Source organism: Streptomyces sp. ISL-94 (genome assembly GCF_018614075.1).
GTDB lineage: Bacteria > Actinomycetota > Actinomycetes > Streptomycetales > Streptomycetaceae > Streptomyces.
Map to the genome: position 1 here is coordinate 1 of NZ_JAGGOZ010000033.1, position 20368 is coordinate 20368.

18 protein-coding genes, 1 pseudogene and 1 riboswitch are annotated in these 20368 nt (G+C 70.8%); of the genes and pseudogenes, 9 read left to right on the plus strand and 10 right to left on the minus strand.

Features of this window, described 5'->3' with window-relative positions; all coding sequences use genetic code 11:
• The first annotated feature begins 79 nt into the window (after window positions 1-79).
• From J7E94_RS13010 to def, 3 genes are all read left to right on the plus strand, one after another.
• Window positions 80-1354: an HD domain-containing protein gene (locus J7E94_RS13010; protein ID WP_215015154.1), complete on the plus strand. Its 1275-nt coding sequence runs from the start codon at window positions 80-82 to the stop codon at window positions 1352-1354.
• 131 nt (window positions 1355-1485) lie between these two features.
• Complete coding sequence (locus tag J7E94_RS13015; RefSeq protein WP_215015156.1) at window positions 1486-2475, plus strand: hypothetical protein; 990 nt, start codon at window positions 1486-1488, stop codon at window positions 2473-2475.
• 82 nt (window positions 2476-2557) lie between these two features.
• Window positions 2558-3202 (plus strand): peptide deformylase, encoded by a 645-nt coding sequence (def, locus tag J7E94_RS13020; RefSeq protein WP_215015158.1) that lies wholly within the window; start codon window positions 2558-2560, stop codon window positions 3200-3202.
• A gap of 102 nt (window positions 3203-3304) precedes the next feature.
• Here def and J7E94_RS13025 read toward each other — a convergent pair whose 3' ends face one another.
• The 5 genes from J7E94_RS13025 to J7E94_RS13045 form a co-directional block, all read right to left on the minus strand.
• Complete coding sequence (locus J7E94_RS13025) at window positions 3305-3523, minus strand: 5'-nucleotidase (protein ID WP_215015160.1); 219 nt, start codon at window positions 3521-3523, stop codon at window positions 3305-3307.
• 150 nt (window positions 3524-3673) lie between these two features.
• Complete coding sequence (locus J7E94_RS13030; RefSeq protein ID WP_251056602.1) at window positions 3674-4642, minus strand: helix-turn-helix domain-containing protein; 969 nt, start codon at window positions 4640-4642, stop codon at window positions 3674-3676.
• Window positions 4643-4990: 348 nt separating this feature from the next.
• Window positions 4991-6007, minus strand: coding sequence for a ribonucleotide-diphosphate reductase subunit beta (locus J7E94_RS13035; protein ID WP_215015163.1), 1017 nt, complete (start codon window positions 6005-6007; stop codon window positions 4991-4993).
• Window positions 6007-8382 carry a ribonucleoside-diphosphate reductase subunit alpha gene (locus J7E94_RS13040; RefSeq protein ID WP_215015165.1) on the minus strand — a complete coding sequence of 792 codons (2376 nt, stop codon included), beginning with the start codon at window positions 8380-8382 and terminating at the stop codon, window positions 6007-6009. Before J7E94_RS13040 ends, J7E94_RS13035 begins: the two co-directional genes overlap by 1 nt.
• 140 nt (window positions 8383-8522) lie before the next feature.
• Window positions 8523-8657, minus strand: a riboswitch (cobalamin riboswitch).
• 40 nt (window positions 8658-8697) lie between these two features.
• The gene (locus tag J7E94_RS13045) at window positions 8698-9210 is read right to left on the minus strand and encodes a GNAT family N-acetyltransferase (protein ID WP_215015167.1); all 513 of its coding nucleotides are present in this window, start codon (window positions 9208-9210) and stop codon (window positions 8698-8700) included.
• 77 nt (window positions 9211-9287) lie between these two features.
• On the opposite strand from J7E94_RS13045, the gene J7E94_RS13050 reads away from it, so the two are divergent.
• A complete protein-coding gene (locus J7E94_RS13050) occupies window positions 9288-9872 on the plus strand; it encodes a Uma2 family endonuclease (protein WP_215015169.1) in 585 nt (194 codons plus the stop codon).
• A 46-nt stretch (window positions 9873-9918) separates the two neighbouring features.
• Here J7E94_RS13050 and J7E94_RS13055 read toward each other — a convergent pair whose 3' ends face one another.
• From J7E94_RS13055 to J7E94_RS13065, 3 genes are all read right to left on the minus strand, one after another.
• A complete protein-coding gene (locus J7E94_RS13055) occupies window positions 9919-10131 on the minus strand; it encodes a YbdD/YjiX family protein (RefSeq protein ID WP_215015171.1) in 213 nt (70 codons plus the stop codon).
• Entirely contained in the window at window positions 10128-12368 is a 2241-nt protein-coding gene (locus J7E94_RS13060) for a carbon starvation CstA family protein (RefSeq protein ID WP_251056610.1), read from the minus strand. Before J7E94_RS13060 ends, J7E94_RS13055 begins: the two co-directional genes overlap by 4 nt.
• Before the next feature lie 106 nt (window positions 12369-12474).
• Window positions 12475-13239, minus strand: a complete 765-nt coding sequence (locus J7E94_RS13065; protein ID WP_215015257.1) for a GntR family transcriptional regulator — start codon at window positions 13237-13239, stop codon at window positions 12475-12477.
• A 288-nt stretch (window positions 13240-13527) separates the two neighbouring features.
• Here J7E94_RS13065 and J7E94_RS13070 point away from each other — a divergent pair, with 288 nt between their 5' ends.
• The 4 genes from J7E94_RS13070 (at window position 13528) to J7E94_RS13085 (ending at window position 18346) form a co-directional block, all read left to right on the plus strand.
• Window positions 13528-14814 carry an extracellular solute-binding protein gene (locus tag J7E94_RS13070; RefSeq protein WP_215015173.1) on the plus strand — a complete coding sequence of 429 codons (1287 nt, stop codon included), beginning with the start codon at window positions 13528-13530 and terminating at the stop codon, window positions 14812-14814.
• Between the two features lie 130 nt (window positions 14815-14944).
• A complete protein-coding gene (locus J7E94_RS13075) occupies window positions 14945-15967 on the plus strand; it encodes a carbohydrate ABC transporter permease (protein ID WP_215015175.1) in 1023 nt (340 codons plus the stop codon).
• Window positions 15964-16836, plus strand: coding sequence for a carbohydrate ABC transporter permease (locus J7E94_RS13080; RefSeq protein ID WP_374224433.1), 873 nt, complete (start codon window positions 15964-15966; stop codon window positions 16834-16836). The genes J7E94_RS13075 and J7E94_RS13080 overlap by 4 nt, the downstream gene beginning before the upstream one ends.
• Before the next feature lie 7 nt (window positions 16837-16843).
• Window positions 16844-18346 carry a glycoside hydrolase family 3 protein gene (locus J7E94_RS13085; protein ID WP_215015176.1) on the plus strand — a complete coding sequence of 501 codons (1503 nt, stop codon included), beginning with the start codon at window positions 16844-16846 and terminating at the stop codon, window positions 18344-18346.
• Window positions 18347-18614: 268 nt separating this feature from the next.
• Here the strand turns inward: J7E94_RS13085 and nagB are convergent, their stop codons facing one another.
• Window positions 18615-19400, minus strand: coding sequence for a glucosamine-6-phosphate deaminase (gene nagB, locus J7E94_RS13090; RefSeq protein WP_215015178.1), 786 nt, complete (start codon window positions 19398-19400; stop codon window positions 18615-18617).
• 143 nt (window positions 19401-19543) lie between these two features.
• The gene (locus J7E94_RS34500; protein ID WP_308344975.1) at window positions 19544-19765 is read right to left on the minus strand and encodes an SDR family oxidoreductase; all 222 of its coding nucleotides are present in this window, start codon (window positions 19763-19765) and stop codon (window positions 19544-19546) included.
• A gap of 75 nt (window positions 19766-19840) precedes the next feature.
• Between J7E94_RS34500 and J7E94_RS13100 the strand changes: the two are divergent.
• Window positions 19841-19966: pseudogene (locus tag J7E94_RS13100) on the plus strand (TetR/AcrR family transcriptional regulator); the annotation flags it as partial.
• Window positions 19967-20368 lie beyond the last annotated feature (402 nt).

A 20368-nucleotide genomic window follows, 5' to 3' on the forward strand; every position in this document is an offset into this window, starting at 1 on the left:
CCCCGCCCCCGCGCGCCGACGGGCCGGGCGAGACCGGGGCCGCGGACGCGCAGGCCCGCCGCCGGGCGGGGGGCGGGCCGTGAGGGGGACCGCCGTGTGGACCGTGCGGGGGGCGGCCGGGCTGCTCACCGTCGTCGGCCTGGGCCACACCCTGTGGAACGGCATCGTCGAGCCCGGCACCGCCCTGGCCTTCGGCACCTTGATCACCCTCGGCGAATTCGCCCGCCGGGACCAGCGCACGGGCCACCCCGCCGAGGCAGCCGACCGACAGCCCGCCCCGCTCGGCTCCGCCGGAGCCCTCGCCTACGCCCTGCTCGGCCAGAACGCCGGGCAGCCCACCCACCACGGCGTCCTCCAGATCGTCGCGGTCGTCGTCGCGGCCGCCCTCGCCGGGATCGTCCCGCACGTCGCGCGCGGCCGGGGCCCCGCCGTCGACCACGTGGCCCGCCGGGTCCTGACCGTCGCCTTCGCCGCCGTCTGTTTCCAGCCGCTCTACAACTCCGGCCGGCTGGAGGACCTGGTCGGCCAGGGCCCGTACCTCGTCCTCTTCCTGCTCTGCCTCCTCGGCCTCACGGCCCTGTGCGACGCCGTGCTCGCCGCGGCCCTGGCCGGGGCGAGCACGGGCTGGCCGTACGGTCCGCTGCTGCGCGACGAGCTGCGCGCCCAGCTGGGCATCGGCTCGGCGATCTGCGCCACCGGCGTCGTGATGGCCCTGGGCGCGGCCGTCGCCGGGCTGTGGGCCCTGCCCGTCTTCTGCGTGCCCCTGCTGCTGACCCAGATGTCCTTCCACCGGATCACCGCGATCCGCACCACCTACCGCCAGACCATCACCTCGCTGGCCCGCGCCACCGAGATCGCCGGATACACGCCGCCCGGGCACTCCCGCCGGGTCGCCGCCCTGAGCTGCGCCGTCGGCAGGGAGCTGGGCCTGTCGGAGCGGGAGCTCACGGTGCTGGAGTACGCCGCCCTGATGCACGACATCGGGCAGCTCTCCCTCGTCGACCCGGTTCCGGCCGGCGCCACCGCCGAGCTGCCCGCCGCCGAGGCCCGCCGGATCGCCGAGCTGGGCGGGGAGGTGGCCCGCCAGACCGGGGTGGCCGCCGAGGTCGCCGTGGTGGTGGAGCGGCAGGCGGACCCGTACCGGGAGCAGCCCGTCGCCGCGCGCATCGTCCGCGCGGTCAACGCGTACGACGACCTGGCCGGCGTGAGCCGTCACCCGGGCGGCTCACTGGCCGCCCTTGAACGGCTCCGCCTGGGCACCGGGCACGATTACCAGCCGGAGGTCGTCGAGTGCTTGGCGAGGGTTCTGGCCAGGGGCGGACATGACAGAGTGGTGCCCGTCCCACCGGGGTAACCCATGGGTAATGAGCGGCCGTCAGAGTGGGCATGGTTGGATGCCAGTAAGAGGGACCGTAGGAGTGTCCGCAAGGCTGCACCGTTATCCCCCAGCGACCGCTGGGAGGTGCCCCCAGGCAGGCGGGAATCGTGAGGATCTTCGGGAAGGTACGGCATCGGCCCTCCGCCTCGTGGCGGCAGGCCACCGACCGCGCGTTCACGCTGATCGGCGACGGGCGGTACGACGACGCGGGCGCGCTCCTGACCAGAGCCGCGGACCTGGAGCCCTGGCTGTCCGAGTCCTGGTTCAACCTGGCCCTGCTGCACAAGTTCCGGCACGACTGGGAGCAGGCGCGGGCCGCCGGGCTGCGCGCCGTGGCCCTGCTGGACCGTGAGACCGGCGCCCCGGACTGGTGGAACGTCGGCATCGCCGCGACCGCGCTCCAGGACTGGCCGCTGGCCCGGCGGGCCTGGCAGGCGTACGGGCTGAAGGTGCCCGGAGACCCGCACGGCGCGGGCGGCAACGGCGAGCCCGTGGGCATGGAGCTCGGCAGCGCGGCCGTACGGTTGTCGCCCGAGGGCGAGGCCGAGGTGGTCTGGGGGCGCCGGCTGGACCCGGCCCGGCTGGAGGTCCTCTCCATCCCGCTGCCCTCCTCGGGGCGGCGCTGGGGCGAGGTCGTCCTGCACGACGGGGTCCCGCACGGCGAGCGGATCACCGCGGCCGGACCCTCGTACCCCGTCTTCGACGAGATCGAGCTGTGGGCGCCCTCGCCGGTGCCGACCTGGGTGGTGCTGCTGGAGGCGGCCACCGAGGCGGACCGCGACGCGCTGGAGCAGCTGGCCTCGGACGCGGGCTTCGCCGCCGAGGACTGGTCCTCGTCGGTGCGGCTGCTGTGCCGGACCTGCTCGGAGAGCGAGATGCCGAGCGACGAGGGCGACGGCGAGCACCTGGACCCGCACGACCACAGTGAGCCGGGGCATCCCGGACCGCTGGGGCACCGCACGGCCGGCTCGTTGTGGGTGCCGGAGCGGGAGTGCGGCCTCGCGGCGCCGGCCGGCCTGGTGCGCGGGCTGCTCGACGGATGGGTCGCGGACAGCCCGGACAGCCGGGAGTGGCGGGATCTCGAAGAAGTCTGCTGAGCCGGGCCGTAGGCTGTACGGGCACATCGGTGGCCATAGGCGACCACCGGTGACTTGGACTTACGGAAGGCGTACGGCGGACATGTCGCAGCAGGAGAACGAGGTAGTCGACGTTGTCGGGGGCCCGAACGACGGGTACGTCGTGGACACGGAGGACTGTGCGGAGCGCGAGCTCGCCCACCGTGAGCGCGGCACCGCCCGCCCGATCACCGTCGTCGGCAACCCGGTCCTGCACCGCGAGTGCAAGGACGTCACCGAGTTCGGCGACGAGCTGGCGCAGCTGATCGACGACATGTTCGCCAGCCAGAAGGCCGCCGAGGGCGTGGGCCTGGCCGCGAACCAGATCGGCGTGGACGCCAAGGTGTTCGTCTACGACTGCCCGGACGACGACGGCGTGCGGCACACCGGTGTCGTGGTCAACCCGAAGCTGGTGGAGCTGCCGGCGGCCGCGCGGGTGCTGGACGACTCCAACGAGGGCTGCCTGTCGGTCCCGACGGCGTACGCCTCCCTGGCCCGCCCTGACTACGCCGAGGTCGAGGGCCAGGACGCGCAGGGCAACCCGATCAAGGTGCGCGGCACAGGTTACTTCGCGCGCTGCCTCCAGCACGAGACCGACCACCTGTACGGGTACCTGTACATCGACCGGCTCTCGAAGCGGGACCGCAAGGACGCCCTGCGGCAGATGGAAGAGGGCACCCCGCGCTACGAGACGGTCCCGAACGACTGATCTGCGCCGCCGGGATACGCGGCCGGGACACACCACTACACCATGCGGAAGGGCCCCGCTCCGGGATCGGAGCGGGGCCCTTCCGCATGGCGCCGCTTCGGACTACTTGGGCGCCGAGCCCCAGCCGCTGTCGGCGGGAGCCGAGCCCCAGCCGCTGTCGGCGGGAGCGGAGCCCCAGCCGGAGTCGGCGGGCGCCGAGCCCCAGCCGCTGTCGGCCGGAGCGGAGCCCCAGCCGGAGTCCGCCGAGGCGGTGGCGGTCGCGCCACCGAGAAGCAGAACGGCGAACGCGGCGGCGGTGGCGATGCGGGAGATACGGGACATGAAAGGCCCCCCTGGGCTGTCGTGAGGTGTGTCCGACCGGGCGCTGTGCGGGGCGGTCAGGCCAGGCGTCATCACGGTACGACACCACTCGACTACAGAGGGGGGTGGTTTGGGTCAAGTGTTCTACGGTTCTCGGCCAGTGCGTGCCGCTCAGGCCACGGCCTGTGGCCCGCGGAAGGTGCGCCTGAAGGAATTCGGCGTGGTGCCGAGCGTGCGGAGGAAATGGTGGCGCAGCGCCGCCGCGTTCCCGAAGCCGCTGCGGCCCGCGATCGCGTCGACCGTGTCGTCGGTGGACTCCAGCAGCTCCTGGGCGAGCAGCACCCGCTGGCGCAGCACCCACTGGTAGGGGGTGGTGCCGGTCTCCTGGAGGAAGCGCCGGGCGAAGGTCCGCGGGGACATGTGCGCGCGCTCCGCGAGCTGCTCGACGGTGATCTCCTCGTCCAGGTGCCGGGCCATCCACCCGATCACCTCGCCCACCGTGTCGCACGCCGTACGGGGCAGCGGGCGCTGGATGTACTGGGCCTGCCCGCCGTCGCGGTGCGGCGGTACGACCATGCGCCGCGCGATGGTGTTGGCCACCTCGGCGCCGTGCTCCTGGCGGACCACGTGCAGGCAGGCGTCGATACCGGAGGCGGTGCCGGCCGAAGTGGTCACCCGGCCCTCGTTCACGTAGAGCACGTCGGGGTCGACCAGGGCGCGCGGGTAGCGGCGCGCCAGGGCGGGGGCGTGCATCCAGTGGGTGGTGCAGCGCCGCCCGTCCAGCAGCCCGGCCGCGCCGAGCACGAACGCCCCGCTGCACACGCTGAGCACGCGCGCGCCCCGGTCCACGGCCCGGTGCAGGGCCTCCAGCAGGGGTTCGGGGTAGTCCCGGGTCGCCGCGGCCCGGTCGGCCGGGACGCAGATCAGGTCCGCGCTCTCCAGCCGCTCCAGCCCGTGCGGGACGACGATGTCGAAATGCCCGTCCCCCGTCATGGAGCGCCGGTCCTCCGCCGCGCACAGGGCGAAGTCGTAGACCGGCAGCCCCATTTCACTGCGGTCGACCCCGAACACCTCGCAGAAGATGCCCAGCTCGAAGGGGGCGACACCATTGACGAGGGCTACGGCCACGTTCTTCAGCATGACGCCAGTGTGGCAGTAATTCGCTCTTTCGTGACAGTCCTGCCACTGTCTGATTCTCGCCGATCCGACGAGGCTGGAGGCATGAACACGTTCCTGGACTACGCCGTCGTCTTCGTCATCGCCGCCCTCCTGCTGGGCCCTTCGCTCTGGGGAGCCGCCCGCGACCGCCGCGTCGACCGTCAGCTGCGCGCGGCCCAGCAGCGCGAGCAGGTCGTCCGCAAGGGGCATCGGCGTGAAGAGGCCCGCACTCGTACGCCCCGTGTTGCCGTGCGGCACGCGCCCGGTCACTGAGCCGGCCCCCGCCCCCAGCAGCCGGGCGGGGGCGGCGGCCGGACGGCCGGACGGGGCCTAGAAGTCCTCGTCCAGGTCGACGGTGCCCTCGACCGCGACCTGGTAGGCCGACGGGCGGCGCTCGAAGAAGTTCGTCAGCTCCTGGACGCCCTGGAGCTCCATGAAGGAGAACGGGTTCGACGAGCCGTACACCGGCGGGAAGCCGAGGCGGACCAGGCGCTGGTCCGCGACGCACTCCAGGTACTCGCGCATGGACTCGGTGTTCATGCCCGGCAGGCCGTCACCGCACAGGTCGTGGCCGAACTGCAGCTCCGCCTCCACGGCCTCCTTCAGCATGTCGGTGACCTGCTGCTGGAGGGCGTCGTCGAAGAGCTCGGGCTCCTCCTTGCGGACCGTGTCCACGACCTCGAAGGCGAAGTTCATGTGCATGGTCTCGTCGCGGAACACCCAGTTGGTGCCGGTCGCCAGGCCGTGCAGCAGACCGCGCGAGCGGAACCAGTACACGTAGGCGAAGGCGCCGTAGAAGAACAGGCCCTCGATGCACGCCGCGAAGCAGATCAGGTTCAGCAGGAAGCGGCGGCGGTCGGCCTGCGTCTCCAACCGGTCGATCTTCTCTACCGAGTCCATCCACTTGAAGCAGAACTGCGCCTTCTCGCGGATCGACGGGATCTCCTCGACCGCGTCGAAGGCGGCCGCGCGGTCGTCCGGGTCGGGCAGGTAGGTGTCGAGCAGCGTCAGGTAGAACTGGACGTGCACGGCCTCCTCGAACAGCTGGCGCGACAGGTACAGGCGCGCCTCCGGGGAGTTGATGTGCTTGTAGAGCGTGAGCACCAGGTTGTTCGAGACGATCGAGTCGCCCGTCGCGAAGAACGCGACCAGGCGGCCGATCATGTGCTGCTCGGCCGGCGTCAGCTTCGCGAGGTCGGCGACGTCCGAGTGGAGGTCGACCTCCTCCACCGTCCACGTGTTCTTGATCGCGTCCCGGTAGCGCTCGTAGAAGTCCGGGTAGCGCATGGGGCGGAGCGTGAGCTCGAAGCCCGGGTCCAGGAGGTTCTTGGTGTCGTTGGAGCTCATTACTGGCAGGCCTCGCAGGACTCGGGGTTCTCAAGGGAGCAGGCCAGCGCGTCGGCGTCGACGGCCTGCGGGAGCGCCACCGGGGTGGCGGCCTGCGCGGCGCGGGCGATCTTCGTCGCCGGGCGCGAGCGCAGGTAGTACGTGGTCTTCAGGCCCTGCTTCCAGGCGTACGCGTACATCGAGCTGAGCTTGCCGATGGTGGGCGTCTCCAGGAACAGGTTCAGCGACTGGGACTGGTCGAGGAACGGGGTGCGGGCCGCCGCCATGTCGATCAGGCCGCGCTGCGGGATCTCCCACGCCGTGCGGTACAGCTCGCGGACCTCGGCCGGGATCCAGCCGAAGCCCTGGACCGAGCCGCTGGACTCGCGCAGCGCCTCGCGGGTCTGCGCGTCCCACACGCCGAGCTGCTTCAGCTCCTCCACCAGGTAGCCGTTGACCTGGAGGAACTCACCGCTCAGCGTCTCGCGCTTGAAGAGGTTGGAGACCTGCGGCTCGATGCACTCGTACACGCCCGCGATCGAGGCGATCGTCGCCGTCGGGGCGATCGCGAGGAGGAGGGAATTGCGCATGCCGGTCTTCGCGACACGGGCGCGCAGCGCGTCCCAGCGCTCCGGCCAGTTCAGCTCGACGTCGTAGTGGTCCGGGTGCAGGACACCGCGCGCGGTGCGGGTCTGCTCCCAGGCCGGCAGCGGGCCGCTGCGCTCGGCGAGGTCGCAGGAGGCCTCGTAGGCGGCCAGCATGATGCGCTCGGAGAGCTTGGTGGACAGGGCCTTCGCCTCGGGGGAGTCGAAGGGCAGCTTCAGCTTGAAGAAGACGTCCTGGAGGCCCATGGCGCCCAGGCCCACCGGGCGCCAGCGGGCGTTGGAACGGCCCGCCTGCTCGGTCGGGTAGAAGTTGATGTCCACCACGCGGTCGAGGAAGGTGACGGCGGTGCGGACGGTCTCGTCCAGCCGCTCCCAGTCGATCTCGCCGTCGACGACGAAGGCACCCATGTTGACCGAGCCGAGGTTGCAGACGGCCGTCTCGCCGTCGTTGGTGACCTCGATGATCTCGGTGCACAGGTTCGAGGAGTGCACGACCGTGCCCGGCTCGGCGGTCTGGTTCGCCGTGCGGTTGGAGGCGTCCTTGAAGGTCATCCAGCCCTGGCCGGTCTGCGCGAGGGTGCGCATCATCCGGCCGTACAGGTCGCGGGCGGGCATGGTCTTGCGGGCCAGGCCCGACTCCTCGGCCTTGCGGTAGGCGGCGTCGAACGCGTCGCCCCACAGGTCGACCAGCTCGGGCACGTCGGCCGGGGAGAACAGCGACCAGTCGGCGTCGGCGTTCACGCGGCGCATGAACTCGTCCGGCACCCAGTGCGCGAGGTTCAGGTTGTGCGTACGGCGCTGGTCCTCACCGGTGTTGTCGCGCAGTTCCAGGAACTCCTCGATGTCCGCGTGCCAGGTCTCCAGGTAGACGGCGGCGGCGCCCTTGCGGCGGCCGCCCTGGTTCACGGCGGCGACGGAGGCGTCCAGCGTCTTCAGGAACGGCACGATGCCGTTCGAGTGGCCGTTCGTACCGCGGATCAGCGAACCGCGGGCGCGGATGCGGGAGTACGACAGGCCGATGCCGCCCGCGTGCTTGGAGAGCCGGGCCACTTGGTGGTAGCGGTCGTAGATCGAGTCGAGCTCGTCCAGCGGGGAGTCCAGCAGGTAGCAGGAGGACATCTGCGGGTGCCGGGTGCCGGAGTTGAAGAGCGTGGGGGAGGACGGCAGGTAGTCGAGGCGGCTCATCAGCCGGTACAGCGAGGCCACTTCCTCGACGGCCTGGACGGACTCGTCCGCGGCGAGGCCGCAGGCCACGCGCAGCATGAAGTACTGCGGGGTCTCGATGACCTGGCGGGTGATCGGGTGGCGCAGCAGGTAGCGGCTGTGCAGGGTGCGCAGGCCGAAGAAGCCGAAGCGGTCGTCCGCGCCCTCGGCGAGGGAGTGCTGCACCAGCGAGTCCAGACGGCTCGCGTGGGTCCGTACGAACTCTGCGGTGCGGTCGGCGATGAGGCCCTCGCGGTGGCCGACCTCGACCGAGGCGGAGAAGGAGGTGGAGCCCTGGCCGGCGGCCTCGTCACGCACGGCCAGCGTCAGCAGCCGGGCGGCGAGCCTGGAGTACGCCGGGTCCTCGGAGATCAGGCCGGCGGCGGCCTCGGTGGCCAGCCCGCGCAGCTCGGCCGCGTCGGCGGCGGAACTGCGGCCGCGCAGCGCGGCGGCGGCGACCCGACCGGGGTCGGTGTTGGGGAGGTCGGCCGTCAGCTCGGTGAGGGTACGCAGCAGCGTGGCCCCCGGGCCCTCGGTGTGGTCGCCAGAAGTGGACTCGGCGCGCGGTGCGGAAGGCGCGATGGTCACGGCGGGAGCTCTCCCTCGCTCGGCCCGGCATCGGCGGGCAGGGCGCGGGGAGGCGCATGCGGGCGTGGCAGGAACGCGTACACCGCATGGCGTCCACCGGCCCAACCGCGAGGCCCGGACGTATCGGCACCCGGTTCGGTCGAGCCGGGCGCGCTGTCGGCAGGTCTTCGGACTTGCGCTTGCACCAATCGGTGTACTTCATACCGTTGCGGGACAGTTCCGGATTCGCACCGGATTCCCCTGCGGCGACAGCAGCCATGAGCATACATGTGGGGGGAGGTTGATGCGCGACCCCCCACATGTTGTGTCGGCCTGCTACGCCTCCGGCGCTTCCAGCTCCAACGCGTAGGTCAGCAGGGGCACCGTGGGGACGGGGGACCAGTCCCGTTCGGGGGTCCGTACGAAGCCCAGCCGCTCGTAGATCCGGTGCGCGGCGGGGCTCTGCGCCTGGGTGGAGAGCACCAGGCGGGTCACGCCCTCGACGGCCCGCGCCCGTTCTACGCAGGCACGCACCAGGGCCTCGCCTGCACCCCGGCCGCGCCCGGCGCGGGCCACGGTCAGCATCCGGAACTCGGCTTCCCCGGGCCCGGCGATGTCGGCCATGCGGCTGCCGGGCGGGGCGAAGGTCACCCCGCCGAGCAACACCCCGCCGAGCGCGGCCACGAGGACCTCGGCGTCGGCGGCCCGGCCGGCGACGTCGCGCAGCGATCGTTCGTAGGAGTCGTCCTCGTTGTTGTCCAGGAGTCCGTCGTCGAGATAGGCCTGCGCGGTGATGTCGCCCAGCTCCGCGTAGTCGTCCGGTACGGCCGTTCTGATCACGATGTCCATGCGGCCGAGTGTGCAGGACGGGTGTCAGGGTCCGGCGCTATCGTCGGAGGAAGACCGTCGATGAAGGCGAGCGAGGCATGACCGTGATGACCGACCGGCCCCAAATGCTGACCGAAGAGTTTGAGACCGTGGCGCGGATAGCCGCCAGAGAGGTCGAGGGGCTGCGGTTTGAGTTCATCAACGGGAGGCTGGGGGTCAAAGCGGTGCCGGACGGGGACCACGGGACGATCATCGAGTGGTTGACGCGGATCTGCATGCAGTCCCGGCCGGAGCTGTGGCTCTACGCCGAGCAGGGGATCAAGATCCAGCAGTACCGCAGCGGCCGTGCGCGGCCCGACGGCGTCCTGGCGCCGAGCGGCGCTCTCGCCGGCCAAGGGGAGTGGGTCGAGCCCGAGCCTGCCCTCATGGTCGTGGAGGTAACGTCCTACGACACCGACACGGACGCGCGCGACCGACACGAGAAGCCCCGCGGCTACGCCGAGACCGGCATTCCGGTGTACTTGCTGATCGACCGGGACACCTGCGAGGTCACCGTCTACAGCGAGCCGGACGGCAGCCGTTACGAGAGCGTCCGCACCGTCCCCTTCGGCAAGGGCGTCGAACTCCCTGACCCCGTGGGGATCACTCTCCAGACCGAGGCCCTCAAGGACTGGGTGCGCTGAGTACGCAGAAGGCCCCGCCGGACGGCGGGGCCCCTTCATACACCGCTCAGCAGCAGCGGAAGCCCTCGCGGGGGTCCGCCTCGCGGGCGTCCGTGCGGGCCCGTTCGAAGGCCCGGCGGGTCTGGACCTCGGCGTGCGGGTCGTGGGAGCGGGCGTGGGCGACGTAGCGGTCGTACGCCGCCTCCCCCGAGAACTCCCGTACGTAGAACCGGACCCGCGCCAGCAGAGCGCGGACGCTCATCAGGCTGCGCACGCTCATGAAGACAGCGATTCCTTCACCCGTCCGCCGCCCGAGTCCAGGCCCGCCGCGGCGAGCTCCGCCTTCTCCTCGGCGGTCGGGACCAGCCCGGCCGGGGCGATGATCTTCGACTCGGTCCACGGGACCTCGGAGAGCTTCACGGACTCCGGGCTGCTGACGGCCTTGAAGCAGGTCCGGGCCGCGTCCGCCAGCACGATGATGATCAGGATGGCGAACAGCGCCGACAGCGCGCCGTCCACCGTGGCGTTGGTGACCACGGTGTGCATGTCGTCCACGTTCTTCGCGGGCGGCAGCACCTTCCCCGCGTCGATCCCGGTCTGGTACTTGTCGCGCTGGGCGAAGAAGCCGACCTTCACGTCGTCCGAGAAGATCTTCTGGTAGCTCGCGGTGAGCGTGACGGCCACGTCCCACGCCAGCGGAACACCCGTCACCCAGGCCCACTTCAGCCGGCCGGACTTGACCAGCAGGGTGGTGCAGACGGCCAGGGCAACCGCCGCGAGCAGCTGGTTCGCGATGCCGAACAGCGGGAAGAGCTGGTTGATGCCGCCCAGCGGGTCCTTGATGCCGACCCACAGGAAGTAGCCCCAGCCGCCGACGACGAGAGCGCTCGCCAGCCAGACGCCCGGCTTCCAGCTGACGTTCCTGAAGGACTTGTGCACGTTGCCAAGGGTGTCCTGGAGCATGAACCGGCCCACGCGGGTGCCCGCGTCGACCGTTGTCAGGATGAACAGCGCCTCGAACATGATGGCGAAGTGGTACCAGAAGGCCTTCATCCCGGCGCCGCCGATGACGGCGGAGAAGATCTCCGACATTCCGAGTGCGAAGGTCGGCGCGCCGCCCGTACGGGACAGCAGGCTGGCCTCCTCGACGTCCTTCGCGGCCTGCGCGAGGGCCTCGGGGCTGATGGCGAAGCCGAAGTTCGTCACCGCCTGCGAGGCGGTCTCGACGGTGGTGCCGATGACACCGCCGGGGGAGTTCACGGCGAAGAAGAGGCCGGGCTCGATGATGGAGGCCGCGATGATCGCCATGACGGCCACGAAGGACTCGGTCAGCATGGCGCCGTAGCCGATGACCCGGACCTGGGTCTCCTTCTGGATCATCTTCGGGGTGGTGCCCGAGGAGACCAGGGCGTGGAAGCCGGACAGGGCGCCGCACGCGATGGTGATGAAGACGAACGGGAACATTGAGCCGGCGAAGACCGGACCGTCGCCGCGGGCCGCGAAGTCGGTGACCGCCGGCATCTTCAGGGTCGGCATCGCGATGACCACACCCAGGGCGAGCAGGGCGATGGTGCCGACCTTCATGAAGGTGGAGAGGTAGTCGCGGGGCGCGAGCAGCATCCACACCGGCAGCACCGACGCGACGAAGCCGTACGCGATCATCCAGATGACCAGCGTCTCCTTCTCCAGGGTGAAGGTGTCGGCGAGGGAGGACTCGGCGACCCAGCCGCCCGCGACGATGGCGAGCAGCAGCAGCGCGACGCCGATGACGGAGACCTCGGTGACCCGGCCCGGCCGCAGCACGCGGAGGTAGAAGCCCATGAAGAGGGCGATCGGGATGGTCATGCCGATGGAGAAGACACCCCACGGGGAGTGCGCGAGCGCGTTCACGATGACCAGCGCCAGCACCGCCAGCAGGATGATCATGATGGCGAACACGGCGACCAGGGCGGCGGCTCCGCCCACGGGGCCGATCTCGTCCCGCGCCATCTGGCCGAGCGAACGCCCGTCGCGGCGGGTGGAGAAGAACAGCGTGACCATGTCCTGGACGGCGCCCGCGAAGATCACGCCGGCGACGATCCAGATGGTGCCCGGCAGGTAGCCCATCTGCGCGGCGAGCACGGGCCCGACGAGCGGGCCGGCGCCGGCGACGGCGGCGAAGTGGTGGCCGAAGAGCACCCGCCGGTCGGTGGGGTGGAAGTCGACACCGTTGTCGAGGCGTTCGGCGGGAGTGGCCCGGGTCTTGTCCGCCTTCAGGACGCGGTGGGCGATGAAGCGCGCGTAGAAGCGGTAGCCGATGGCGTACGAGCCCAGCGCGGCGGCGAGCAGCCAGGCGGCCGAGATCTCCTCGCCGCGCGAGAGGGCCAGGACGCCCCAGCCGATGGCTCCCACGAGTCCGACCAGCACCCACACGGCGATGGATTTCGGGGAGGTCGGGGACGTCGGAGAAGGCGAGCCCGGCGTGGTGCCCGGACTCGCCGCGTCCCGTTCTGTTCCGGTTGATTCCGGTTTCGGCATGGCACTCGTCCCCTCGTCGATCATCTGCGTAAGCGCAGGGAATCTACGGGGGATTGCCCGGTCAACGTAAGACCCCGTCCGCATTCCGGTATGCGGACGGTGGCGTTCAGACTGCGGGCCGCTTGAGCCTGGCGACGAACTTGTACCGGTCGCCGCGGTACACCGACCGCACCCACTCCACCGGTTCCCCGTCGGCGTCCAGCGAGTGCCGGGAGAGCATCAGCATCGGCAGGCCGACGTCCGTGCCGAGCAGGCCGGCCTCGCGCGGGGTGGCCAGCGAGGTCTCGATCGTCTCCTCGGCCTCGGCGAGGTGGACGTCGTACACCTCGGCGAGGGCCGTGTAGAGGGAGGTGTACTTGGCCAGCGAACGGCGCAGGGCCGGGAAGCGCTTGGCCGAGAGGTGGGTGGTCTCGATGGCCATCGGCTCACCGCTGGCCAGCCGCAGCCGCTCGATGCGCAGGACCCGGCCGCCGGTGGTGATCTTGAGCAGCCCGGCGAGGGTGTCGTCGGCCGTCACGTAGCCGATGTCGAGCAGCTGGGAGGTCGGCTCCAGCCCCTGGGCCCGCATGTCCTCGGTGTACGAGGTGAGTTGGAGCGCCTGGGAGACCTTGGGCTTGGCGACGAAGGTGCCTTTGCCCTGGATCCGCTCCAGCCGGCCCTCGACGACGAGCTCCTGGAGGGCCTGGCGGACGGTGGTCCGCGAGGTGTCGAATTCGGCCGCGAGCGTGCGCTCCGGCGGCACCGGGGTGCCGGGCGGCAGTGTTTCGGTCATGTCGAGCAAGTGCCGCTTGAGTCGGTAGTACTTGGGGACACGTGCCGTGCGAGTGGCCGCCCCGCCTTCCGGCTCCGTGATCGCCCCTTCGGTGGCCATCGCCGCCCGCCTTCCCGACTCCAGTTTCGCTGCCGTCACCGGCTCCTCCGATATGTGCGGTCACATCGTGACACGTGCGGGGAGACAGGCCTTCTCCCTGTCCAGGTGTCGGTCCGATAACGGACCGAGCACCCGCTCATTAGACCCTTGACACCCCTAAAGGTCTAGGCCAAGCTCCAGCTACTGGTCTACACCAATATGGATCGGATCCCGGCCCCACGGGCAGTACTTGGTACGTCACCGCGGCGGGCGAGGGAAGTTGCAGGCAGCATCCCTGAGGAGGGTGGCGTGAAGCGCAAGCTCATTGCGGCGGTCGGTGTCGTGGGCATGATGGTCGGAGTCGCGGCGTGCGGCAACGGCGGCGACGACAAGCCGAAGGCCGACGCGTCGGGTGGCGCCAAGGAGATCACCGTCTGGGTGATGGACGGCTCCGCACCGAAGGCCTGGATCGACGAGGTCAACAAGGAGTTCTCGGCCAAGCACCCCGGTGTCACGGTCAAGGTCGAGGAGCAGAAGTGGACGGGCATCCAGGAGAAGGTCACCACGGCCCTCTCCGAGAACACCCCTCCGGACGTCCTTGAGCTCGGCAACACCCAGACCGCCGGCTACGCGGTCACCGGCGGCCTCGCCGACCTGACGAAGGACAAGGCCAAGCTCGGCGCAGACGCCTGGCAGAAGAGCATGCTCGCCTCGGCCGAGGTCGACGGCAAGCTCTACTCCGCCCCCTGGTACGCCGCCAACCGCGTCGTCATCTACGACAAGAAGGCCTTCGAGAAGGCCGGCGTCACCCCGCCGAAGACCCGGGACGAGTGGGTGGCCGGCCTGGAGAAGCTGAAGGCGGCCGACCCGGCCTCGCAGCCGATCTACCTCCCCGGCCAGAGCTGGTACGTCCTCGCCGGCTTCATCTGGGACGAGGGCGGCGACCTCGCCGTCAAGGACGGCGCCAAGTGGAAGGGCGGTCTGGGCACCCCGCAGGCCGCCTCCGCGATGGAGTTCTACAAGAAGCTGCAGTCCTTCTCCACCGCCCCCAAGGACAAGGACGAGGCCACCCCGCAGCAGTCCACCGACATCGTCCCCAAGGGCGGCGTCTCCTCCTGGATCGGTCTCGGCTGGGAGGCCGGCGGTGCCGAGAAGGCGCTGAAGGACGCGGGCAAGGAGGCCGACTTCGGCTACTTCCCGATCCCCGGCAAGACCGCCGACAAGCCCGGCACCGTCTTCCTCGGCGGCTCCAACCTCGCCGTGGCCGAGCGCTCCAAGAACAAGGAGCTCGCCAAGGAGTGGCTGGCCCTGGCCGCCGGCAAGGACCAGATGGCCAAGTACGCCGCCGAGACCAAGGGCGCGCTGCTCCCGAACCAGGCCGGCGCCAACTTCGCCCCGGCCGCGGGCTCCTTCGCCGAGTCGATGGCCAAGGCCGGCGCCAACGGCAAGATCACCCCGGTCACCGCGGGATGGGCGAACGTCGAGACCGAGCCCAACCCGATCAAGGAGTTCATGACCAAGGTCCTGAAGGGTGACGACGCCGCCAAGGCGGGCGCGGACGCGGACAAGGAAATTGCGAACCGCATCAACAAGTAACAGCCCCGCCCCGCAGCACCCGCACGACCCAGCAGTGTGAATGCACCGGGGGGTGCGGCAGGCGCCCAGCCGCCTGCCGCGCCCCCGGTCGCGCATTTGACTCCACAGTCAACCGCGAGGAAACCAAGCCATGACCGTGCACTCCCAGGGAGCGGCGACCAGCGCTCCACAGGACGCACCACAGAAGTCCGCCGGACGGCCGCCGCAGGCGCCCACCGCCCCCGCCGGCCCCAGCCATACGGCTCCTCGCGGGAGCAGAAAGCCGCTCCCCTCGGGGTGGCTGCCCTACCTGCTGATCCTGCCCGCGGTGCTCAGCCTCGCGACCCTGCTGCTGTACCCGCTGATCAAGAACGTGATCCTGTCCTTCCAGGACATCAACAAGATCGAGTTCATCCAGCGGAAGTACCCCTTCGCGGGGTTCGCCAACTACACCGAGCTGCTGGCCGACTCGACGTTCTGGACCGTCGTCGTCCGCAGCTTCGCCTTCACCGCCGCCAACGTCGCACTGATCATGGTGCTCGGCAGCCTCATCGGCATCCTGCTCAACCGGCTCGGCACCAAGATGCGCCTGGTTCTGTCGATGGCGCTCGTGATGGCCTGGGCCATGCCGATCGTCGCCTCGGTGCAGGTCTTCCGGTGGCTGTTCGACGAGCAGTTCGGCGTCATGAACTGGGTGATGCGCACGGCCGGCTTCGCCGGCTACGAACAGCACAACTGGATGGAGACCGGCCTCTCCACCCTCGTGATCGTCACGATCCTGGTGGTCTGGGGCTCCATCCCCTTCGTCGCGCTCAACATGTACGCCGGTCTGACCACGGTCGGCGCCGAGCTGTACGAGGCCGCCCGGATGGACGGCGCCAACGGCTGGCAGACCTTCTGGAAGATCGTCTTCCCGAACCTCAAGCCCTTCTTCCTCATCACCACCTTCCTCGAGGTGATCTGGGTCTTCAAGGCCTTCACCCAGGTCTACGCGATGAACAAGGGCGGCCCCGACCGCGCCTCCGAGATCCTCCCGGTCTTCGCCTACGTCGAGGGCCAGAGCCAGGCCCACTACGGCCTCGCCGCCGCGATCTCCGTCCTGACGATCGTGATCCTCGTGATCGTCATGTCCTTCTACTTCCGCCTGATCCTGAAGCAGGAGGAGGAGCAGTGAGCACGACCTCCGCCCCCGAGCCCGCACAGCAGCTGCGCACCCGCCGGCCGCTGCGCCCCGGGACCGTCGCCAAGAACCTCGGCGCGCTCCTCCTGGCCGCCGTCTTCGTCTTCCCGGTCTACTGGATGTTCTCCTCGGCCCTGAAGCCGGCCGGCCAGATCCTCACGAAGGACCCCGTCTTCGTCTTCACCCCGACGCTGGACAACTTCACCAAGGCCACCGGGGTCGCCAACTTCTGGACGTACGTCACCAACAGCGTCCTGGTCACGGTCGGCGCCGTCGTCCTGGCCCTGCTCGTCGCCCTCGCCGCGAGCTTCGCCATCGCCCGCATGAAGTTCAAGGGCCGCAAGGGCCTCGTCCTCACCGTGATGATGGCCCAGATGGCCCCCTGGGAGGTCATGGTCATCGCGATGTACATGATCGCCCGCGACAGCGAGATGCTGAACAGTCTCCCGCTGCTCACCGCGATCTACTTCGTGATGATCCTCCCCTTCACCATCTGGACCCTGCGCGGCTTCATCGCGGCCGTCCCGGTGACCCTGGAGGAGGCCGCCCAGATCGACGGCTGCACCCGCGGCCAGGCCTTCCGCAAGGTGATCTTCCCCCTGCTGGCCCCCGGCCTGATGTCCACCTCGCTCTTCGGCTTCATCACCGCCTGGAACGAGTTCGCGATGGTCCTGATCCTCAACAAGGACAAGACCGCGCAGACCCTCCCGCTGTGGCTGACCGAGTTCATGACCGCCTTCGGCAACGACTGGGGCGCCACCATGGCCGCGTCCTCGCTCTTCGCGGTCCCGGTCCTGCTGATCTTCATCTTCCTCCAGCGCAAGGCCGTCGGCGGCATGACCGCCGGCGCCGTGAAGGGATAACGGCACCATGACTGTCCTTGCGCACCGCACCCCAGCGTCTGGTTCGAACGATCAGGTCACCCGCGACGCCCTCGCGGTCCTCCAGCCCGGCTTCGAGGGCACCACCGCCCCCGTCTGGCTGCTGCGCCAGGTCCGCGAAGGCCTCACCGCCGTCGGTCTGTTCGGCCGCAACATCACCTCCGCCGAGCAGCTCGCCGCGCTCACCGCGCAGCTGCGTACCGAGCGCGACGACGTCCTGGTCGCCATCGACGAGGAGGGCGGCGACGTCACCCGCCTGGAGGTCCGGGGCGGCTCGTCCTTCCCCGGCAACCTGGCACTCGGCGCCGTCGACGACACCGACCTCACCCGGGAGGTCGCCCGCGAGCTGGGCCGGCGCCTCGCCGAATGCGGGGTCAACCTCAACTGGGCCCCCTCCGCGGACGTCAACTCCAACCCGGCCAACCCGGTCATCGGCGTCCGGTCCTTCGGCGCCGACACCCACCTCACCGCCCGGCACACCGCCGCGTACGTGGAGGGCCTCCAGGCCGCCGGCGTCGCCGCGTGCACCAAGCACTTCCCCGGCCACGGCGACACCAACGTCGACTCGCACCACGCGCTGCCGCGCATCGACGTGGACCTGGACACCCTCCAGGCCCGCGAGCTCGTCCCCTTCAAGGCGGCCATCGCGGCCGGCACCAAGGCCGTGATGAGCGCGCACATCCTCGTGCCCTCCCTCGACCCGACCCGCCCGGCCACCCTCAGCCCGCAGATCCTGACCGGCCTGCTGCGCAAGGAGCTCGGCTACGAGGGCCTGATCGTCACCGACGGCATGGAGATGAACGCCATCGCCGGGACGTACGGCATCGAGCGCGGCTCGGTCCTCGCCATCGCGGCCGGGGCCGACGCCATCTGCGTCGGCGGCGGTCTCGCCGACGAGGAGACCGTGCTGCGGCTGCGCGACGCGCTGGTCGCGGCCGTACGGGAGGGCACGCTCCCGCAGGAGCGCCTCGCGGACGCGGCCGCCCGGGTCCGCGGGCTCGCCGAGTGGACCCGCCGGGCCCGTCCGGACGCGCGGCTGGAGGGGAGCCGCGCGTCCGGCATCGGCCTGACCGCCGCCCGCCGCGCCGTCGCCGTCACCGGTACGGCGCGGCCGCTCGCCGTCCCGCCGTACGTGGCCACCCTCGCGCCCGTGGCGAACATCGCGGTGGGCGACGAGACCCCGTGGGGCGTGGCCGCGGAACTGGCCTCCCTGCTCCCGGGCACGGAGTCGGGCGTCTACCCGGCGGGCGCCTCGGCCGCGGACATCCTGGCGGCGGCGGGCTCGCGCACGGTGGTCGCGGTGGTCCGCGACGAGCACCGGTATCCGTGGATGACGGAGGTCGTCGACGCGCTGGTCGCCGCGCGGCCGGACACGGTTGTCGTGGAGATGGGCGTCCCGCAGGCCGCGCCGCGGGGGGCCCTGTACGTCGCCACGCACGGCGCCTCCCGAGCCTGCGGCCGCGCCGCGGCCGAGGCCATCGCGGGCACCTAGACGCCCCTCCGCTGCGGGGGCTCCGCCCCCGAGCCCCCGCGCCTCAAACGCCGGCGGGGCTGGGTTTGTGCCCAGCGGCACCCGTGAGGCGCAGATCCGCAAAAACCAGCCCCGCCGGCGTTTGAGGCGCGGGGTGCGGGGCGGAGCCCCGCAAAGCCCGGGCGGAGCCCGGGGCCGCTTGCGCGGTGGTGCCGCACGGTACGGCTAAGGACGGTACGGCGAAGGGCGGGGCTCCCCCGAGGGGAGCCCCGCCCTTCCGGTCGGGCGGCTACAGACCCTGCCAGGCCGGCTTGTCGGCGTACGTGTGCCGGAAGTAGTCCGCCAGCTTCAGCTTCGAGGCGGCCGCCTCGTCCACCACGACCGTGGCGTGCCGGTGCATCTGCAGCGCGGAGGCCGGGACCAGCGCGGACAGGGGGCCCTCCACCGTCTGCGCGACGGCCTCGGCCTTGCCCTCGCCCGTGGCCAGGAGCACCAGGTGGCGGGCGTCGAGGATGGTGCCGATGCCCTGCGTGATGACGTGGTGCGGCACCTGGTCTATGTCGTTGTCGAAGAAGCGCGCGTTGTCGACCCGGGTCTGCTCGGTCAGCGTCTTGATGCGGGTGCGGGAGGCCAGAGAGGAGCACGGCTCGTTGAAGCCGATGTGCCCGTCCGTGCCGATGCCCAGCAGCTGGAGGTCGACGCCGCCGGCCTCGGCGAGCGCGCGGTCGTAGGCCGCGCACGCGCCGACGATGTCCTCGGCCGAGCCGTCGGGACCCATGAAGGAGGCCTCGGACAGGCCGAGCGGCTCGACGACCTCGCGGAGCACCACGGCCCGGTAGGACTCGGGGTGTCCGGCCGGCAGGCCGACGTACTCGTCGAGCTGGCAGATGCGGGCCTTGGACGCGTCGACCTCGCCCGCCTTCACCTTGGCGGCCAGGGCCTCGTAGATGGGCAGCGGGGTAGAGCCGGTCGCCACGCCGAGCAGGGCGTCGGGCTTGCGGCGGACCAGTGCGGCCATGGCCTCCGCGATGAGCTCGCCGCCTGCCTTGGCGTCCGGGACGATGACAACTTCCACGCGGGGCCTGCCGATCTGAGAGGAGGGTCTGGGCAAGTTGTGGTATAGACCAATCTAGCAGAGCCGGGCCCGCCGGCGCTTGGCTCCGCGATTTCCATGCTGACCCCGATCCCGCCCTGAGGCCTTTCGGGGGAGGGGGCGGCCTACACCAGCGCGAGCTGGAGGCCGCCCGTCGCGTCGAGGTGCCGGCCCGTCACCCAGCGGGAGTCCGGCGAGGCCAGGAAGGCCACCACGTCCGAGACCTCCTCCGTCGTACCGATCCGCCCGAAGACCGAGCGGGAGGCGGCGTGGGCGCGGGCCGCCGGGTCCGACGGCCAGGCCGCATTCAGGTCCGTCCCGATGATTCCGGGGCCCACCGCGTTCACGGTGAGCGCGTGGACCCGGTCGTAGGTCTCCTCGCCGGTGTCCTCGATCCCGGCGAAGGCGGCCGCCCCCGCATTGCGCGGGCGCTGGCCCGGTATGCCGGCGCGGTGCTCCAGGGGAGGTCCCAGCAGGCGCGCGACGGGGCGACGCGGGAGGAGCTGGAGGCGGTCGCGGTACGGGCGCTGGTGGCCTGGCCTGTGTAGTTTCGCGGAGGCGTTCCGCGCTGCGTTCCGCGGTGCATTCCGCGTGAGATCCGCGGTGCATTCCGCGTGACATTCCGCGTGACATTCCTCTGGGCCACGGTGCCCGACGGGACCCTCAGCCCGCCCGGCACCGTAGCCCGGAGTACTTACGGCCGGCGGGTGTGCGGTTCCCGCGGCCGGTGGGAGGTGCCGACGCAGTCAGGGCAGAGTGCGCGGCTTACCTCGATCCGTCCTCCTGTGCGGGGAGGGCGGAAGCTTAGTCAATTGTGGACTAGACCATTCTGTTCTGTCCATCCAATGACGGCCCGTGGAATCCCGTCGGTTCCTCCAACAGTACGCGGCCTCGGGGCCTCCTGGGTACTCCTGCGTAATCCCGTGGGGAAAGTCATGAGGCGTACCCGG

Coding starts and splice junctions, on each gene's coding strand:
- J7E94_RS13030 (WP_251056602.1), bottom strand. CDS start 4,642: ATGCTGAAGAACGTGGCCGTAGCCCTCGTCAATGGTGTCGCCCCCTTC.
- J7E94_RS13050 (WP_215015169.1), top strand. CDS start 9,288: ATGACCGTGATGACCGACCGGCCCCAAATGCTGACCGAAGAGTTTGAG.
- J7E94_RS13065 (WP_215015257.1), bottom strand. CDS start 13,239: ATGGCCACCGAAGGGGCGATCACGGAGCCGGAAGGCGGGGCGGCCACT.
- J7E94_RS13035 (WP_215015163.1), bottom strand. CDS start 6,007: ATGAGCTCCAACGACACCAAGAACCTCCTGGACCCGGGCTTCGAGCTC.
- J7E94_RS13055 (WP_215015171.1), bottom strand. CDS start 10,131: ATGAGCGTGCGCAGCCTGATGAGCGTCCGCGCTCTGCTGGCGCGGGTC.
- J7E94_RS13060 (WP_251056610.1), bottom strand. CDS start 12,368: ATGCCGAAACCGGAATCAACCGGAACAGAACGGGACGCGGCGAGTCCG.
- J7E94_RS13085 (WP_215015176.1), top strand. CDS start 16,844: ATGACTGTCCTTGCGCACCGCACCCCAGCGTCTGGTTCGAACGATCAG.
- def (WP_215015158.1), top strand. CDS start 2,558: ATGTCGCAGCAGGAGAACGAGGTAGTCGACGTTGTCGGGGGCCCGAAC.
- J7E94_RS13045 (WP_215015167.1), bottom strand. CDS start 9,210: ATGGACATCGTGATCAGAACGGCCGTACCGGACGACTACGCGGAGCTG.
- J7E94_RS13025 (WP_215015160.1), bottom strand. CDS start 3,523: ATGTCCCGTATCTCCCGCATCGCCACCGCCGCCGCGTTCGCCGTTCTG.
- J7E94_RS13075 (WP_215015175.1), top strand. CDS start 14,945: ATGACCGTGCACTCCCAGGGAGCGGCGACCAGCGCTCCACAGGACGCA.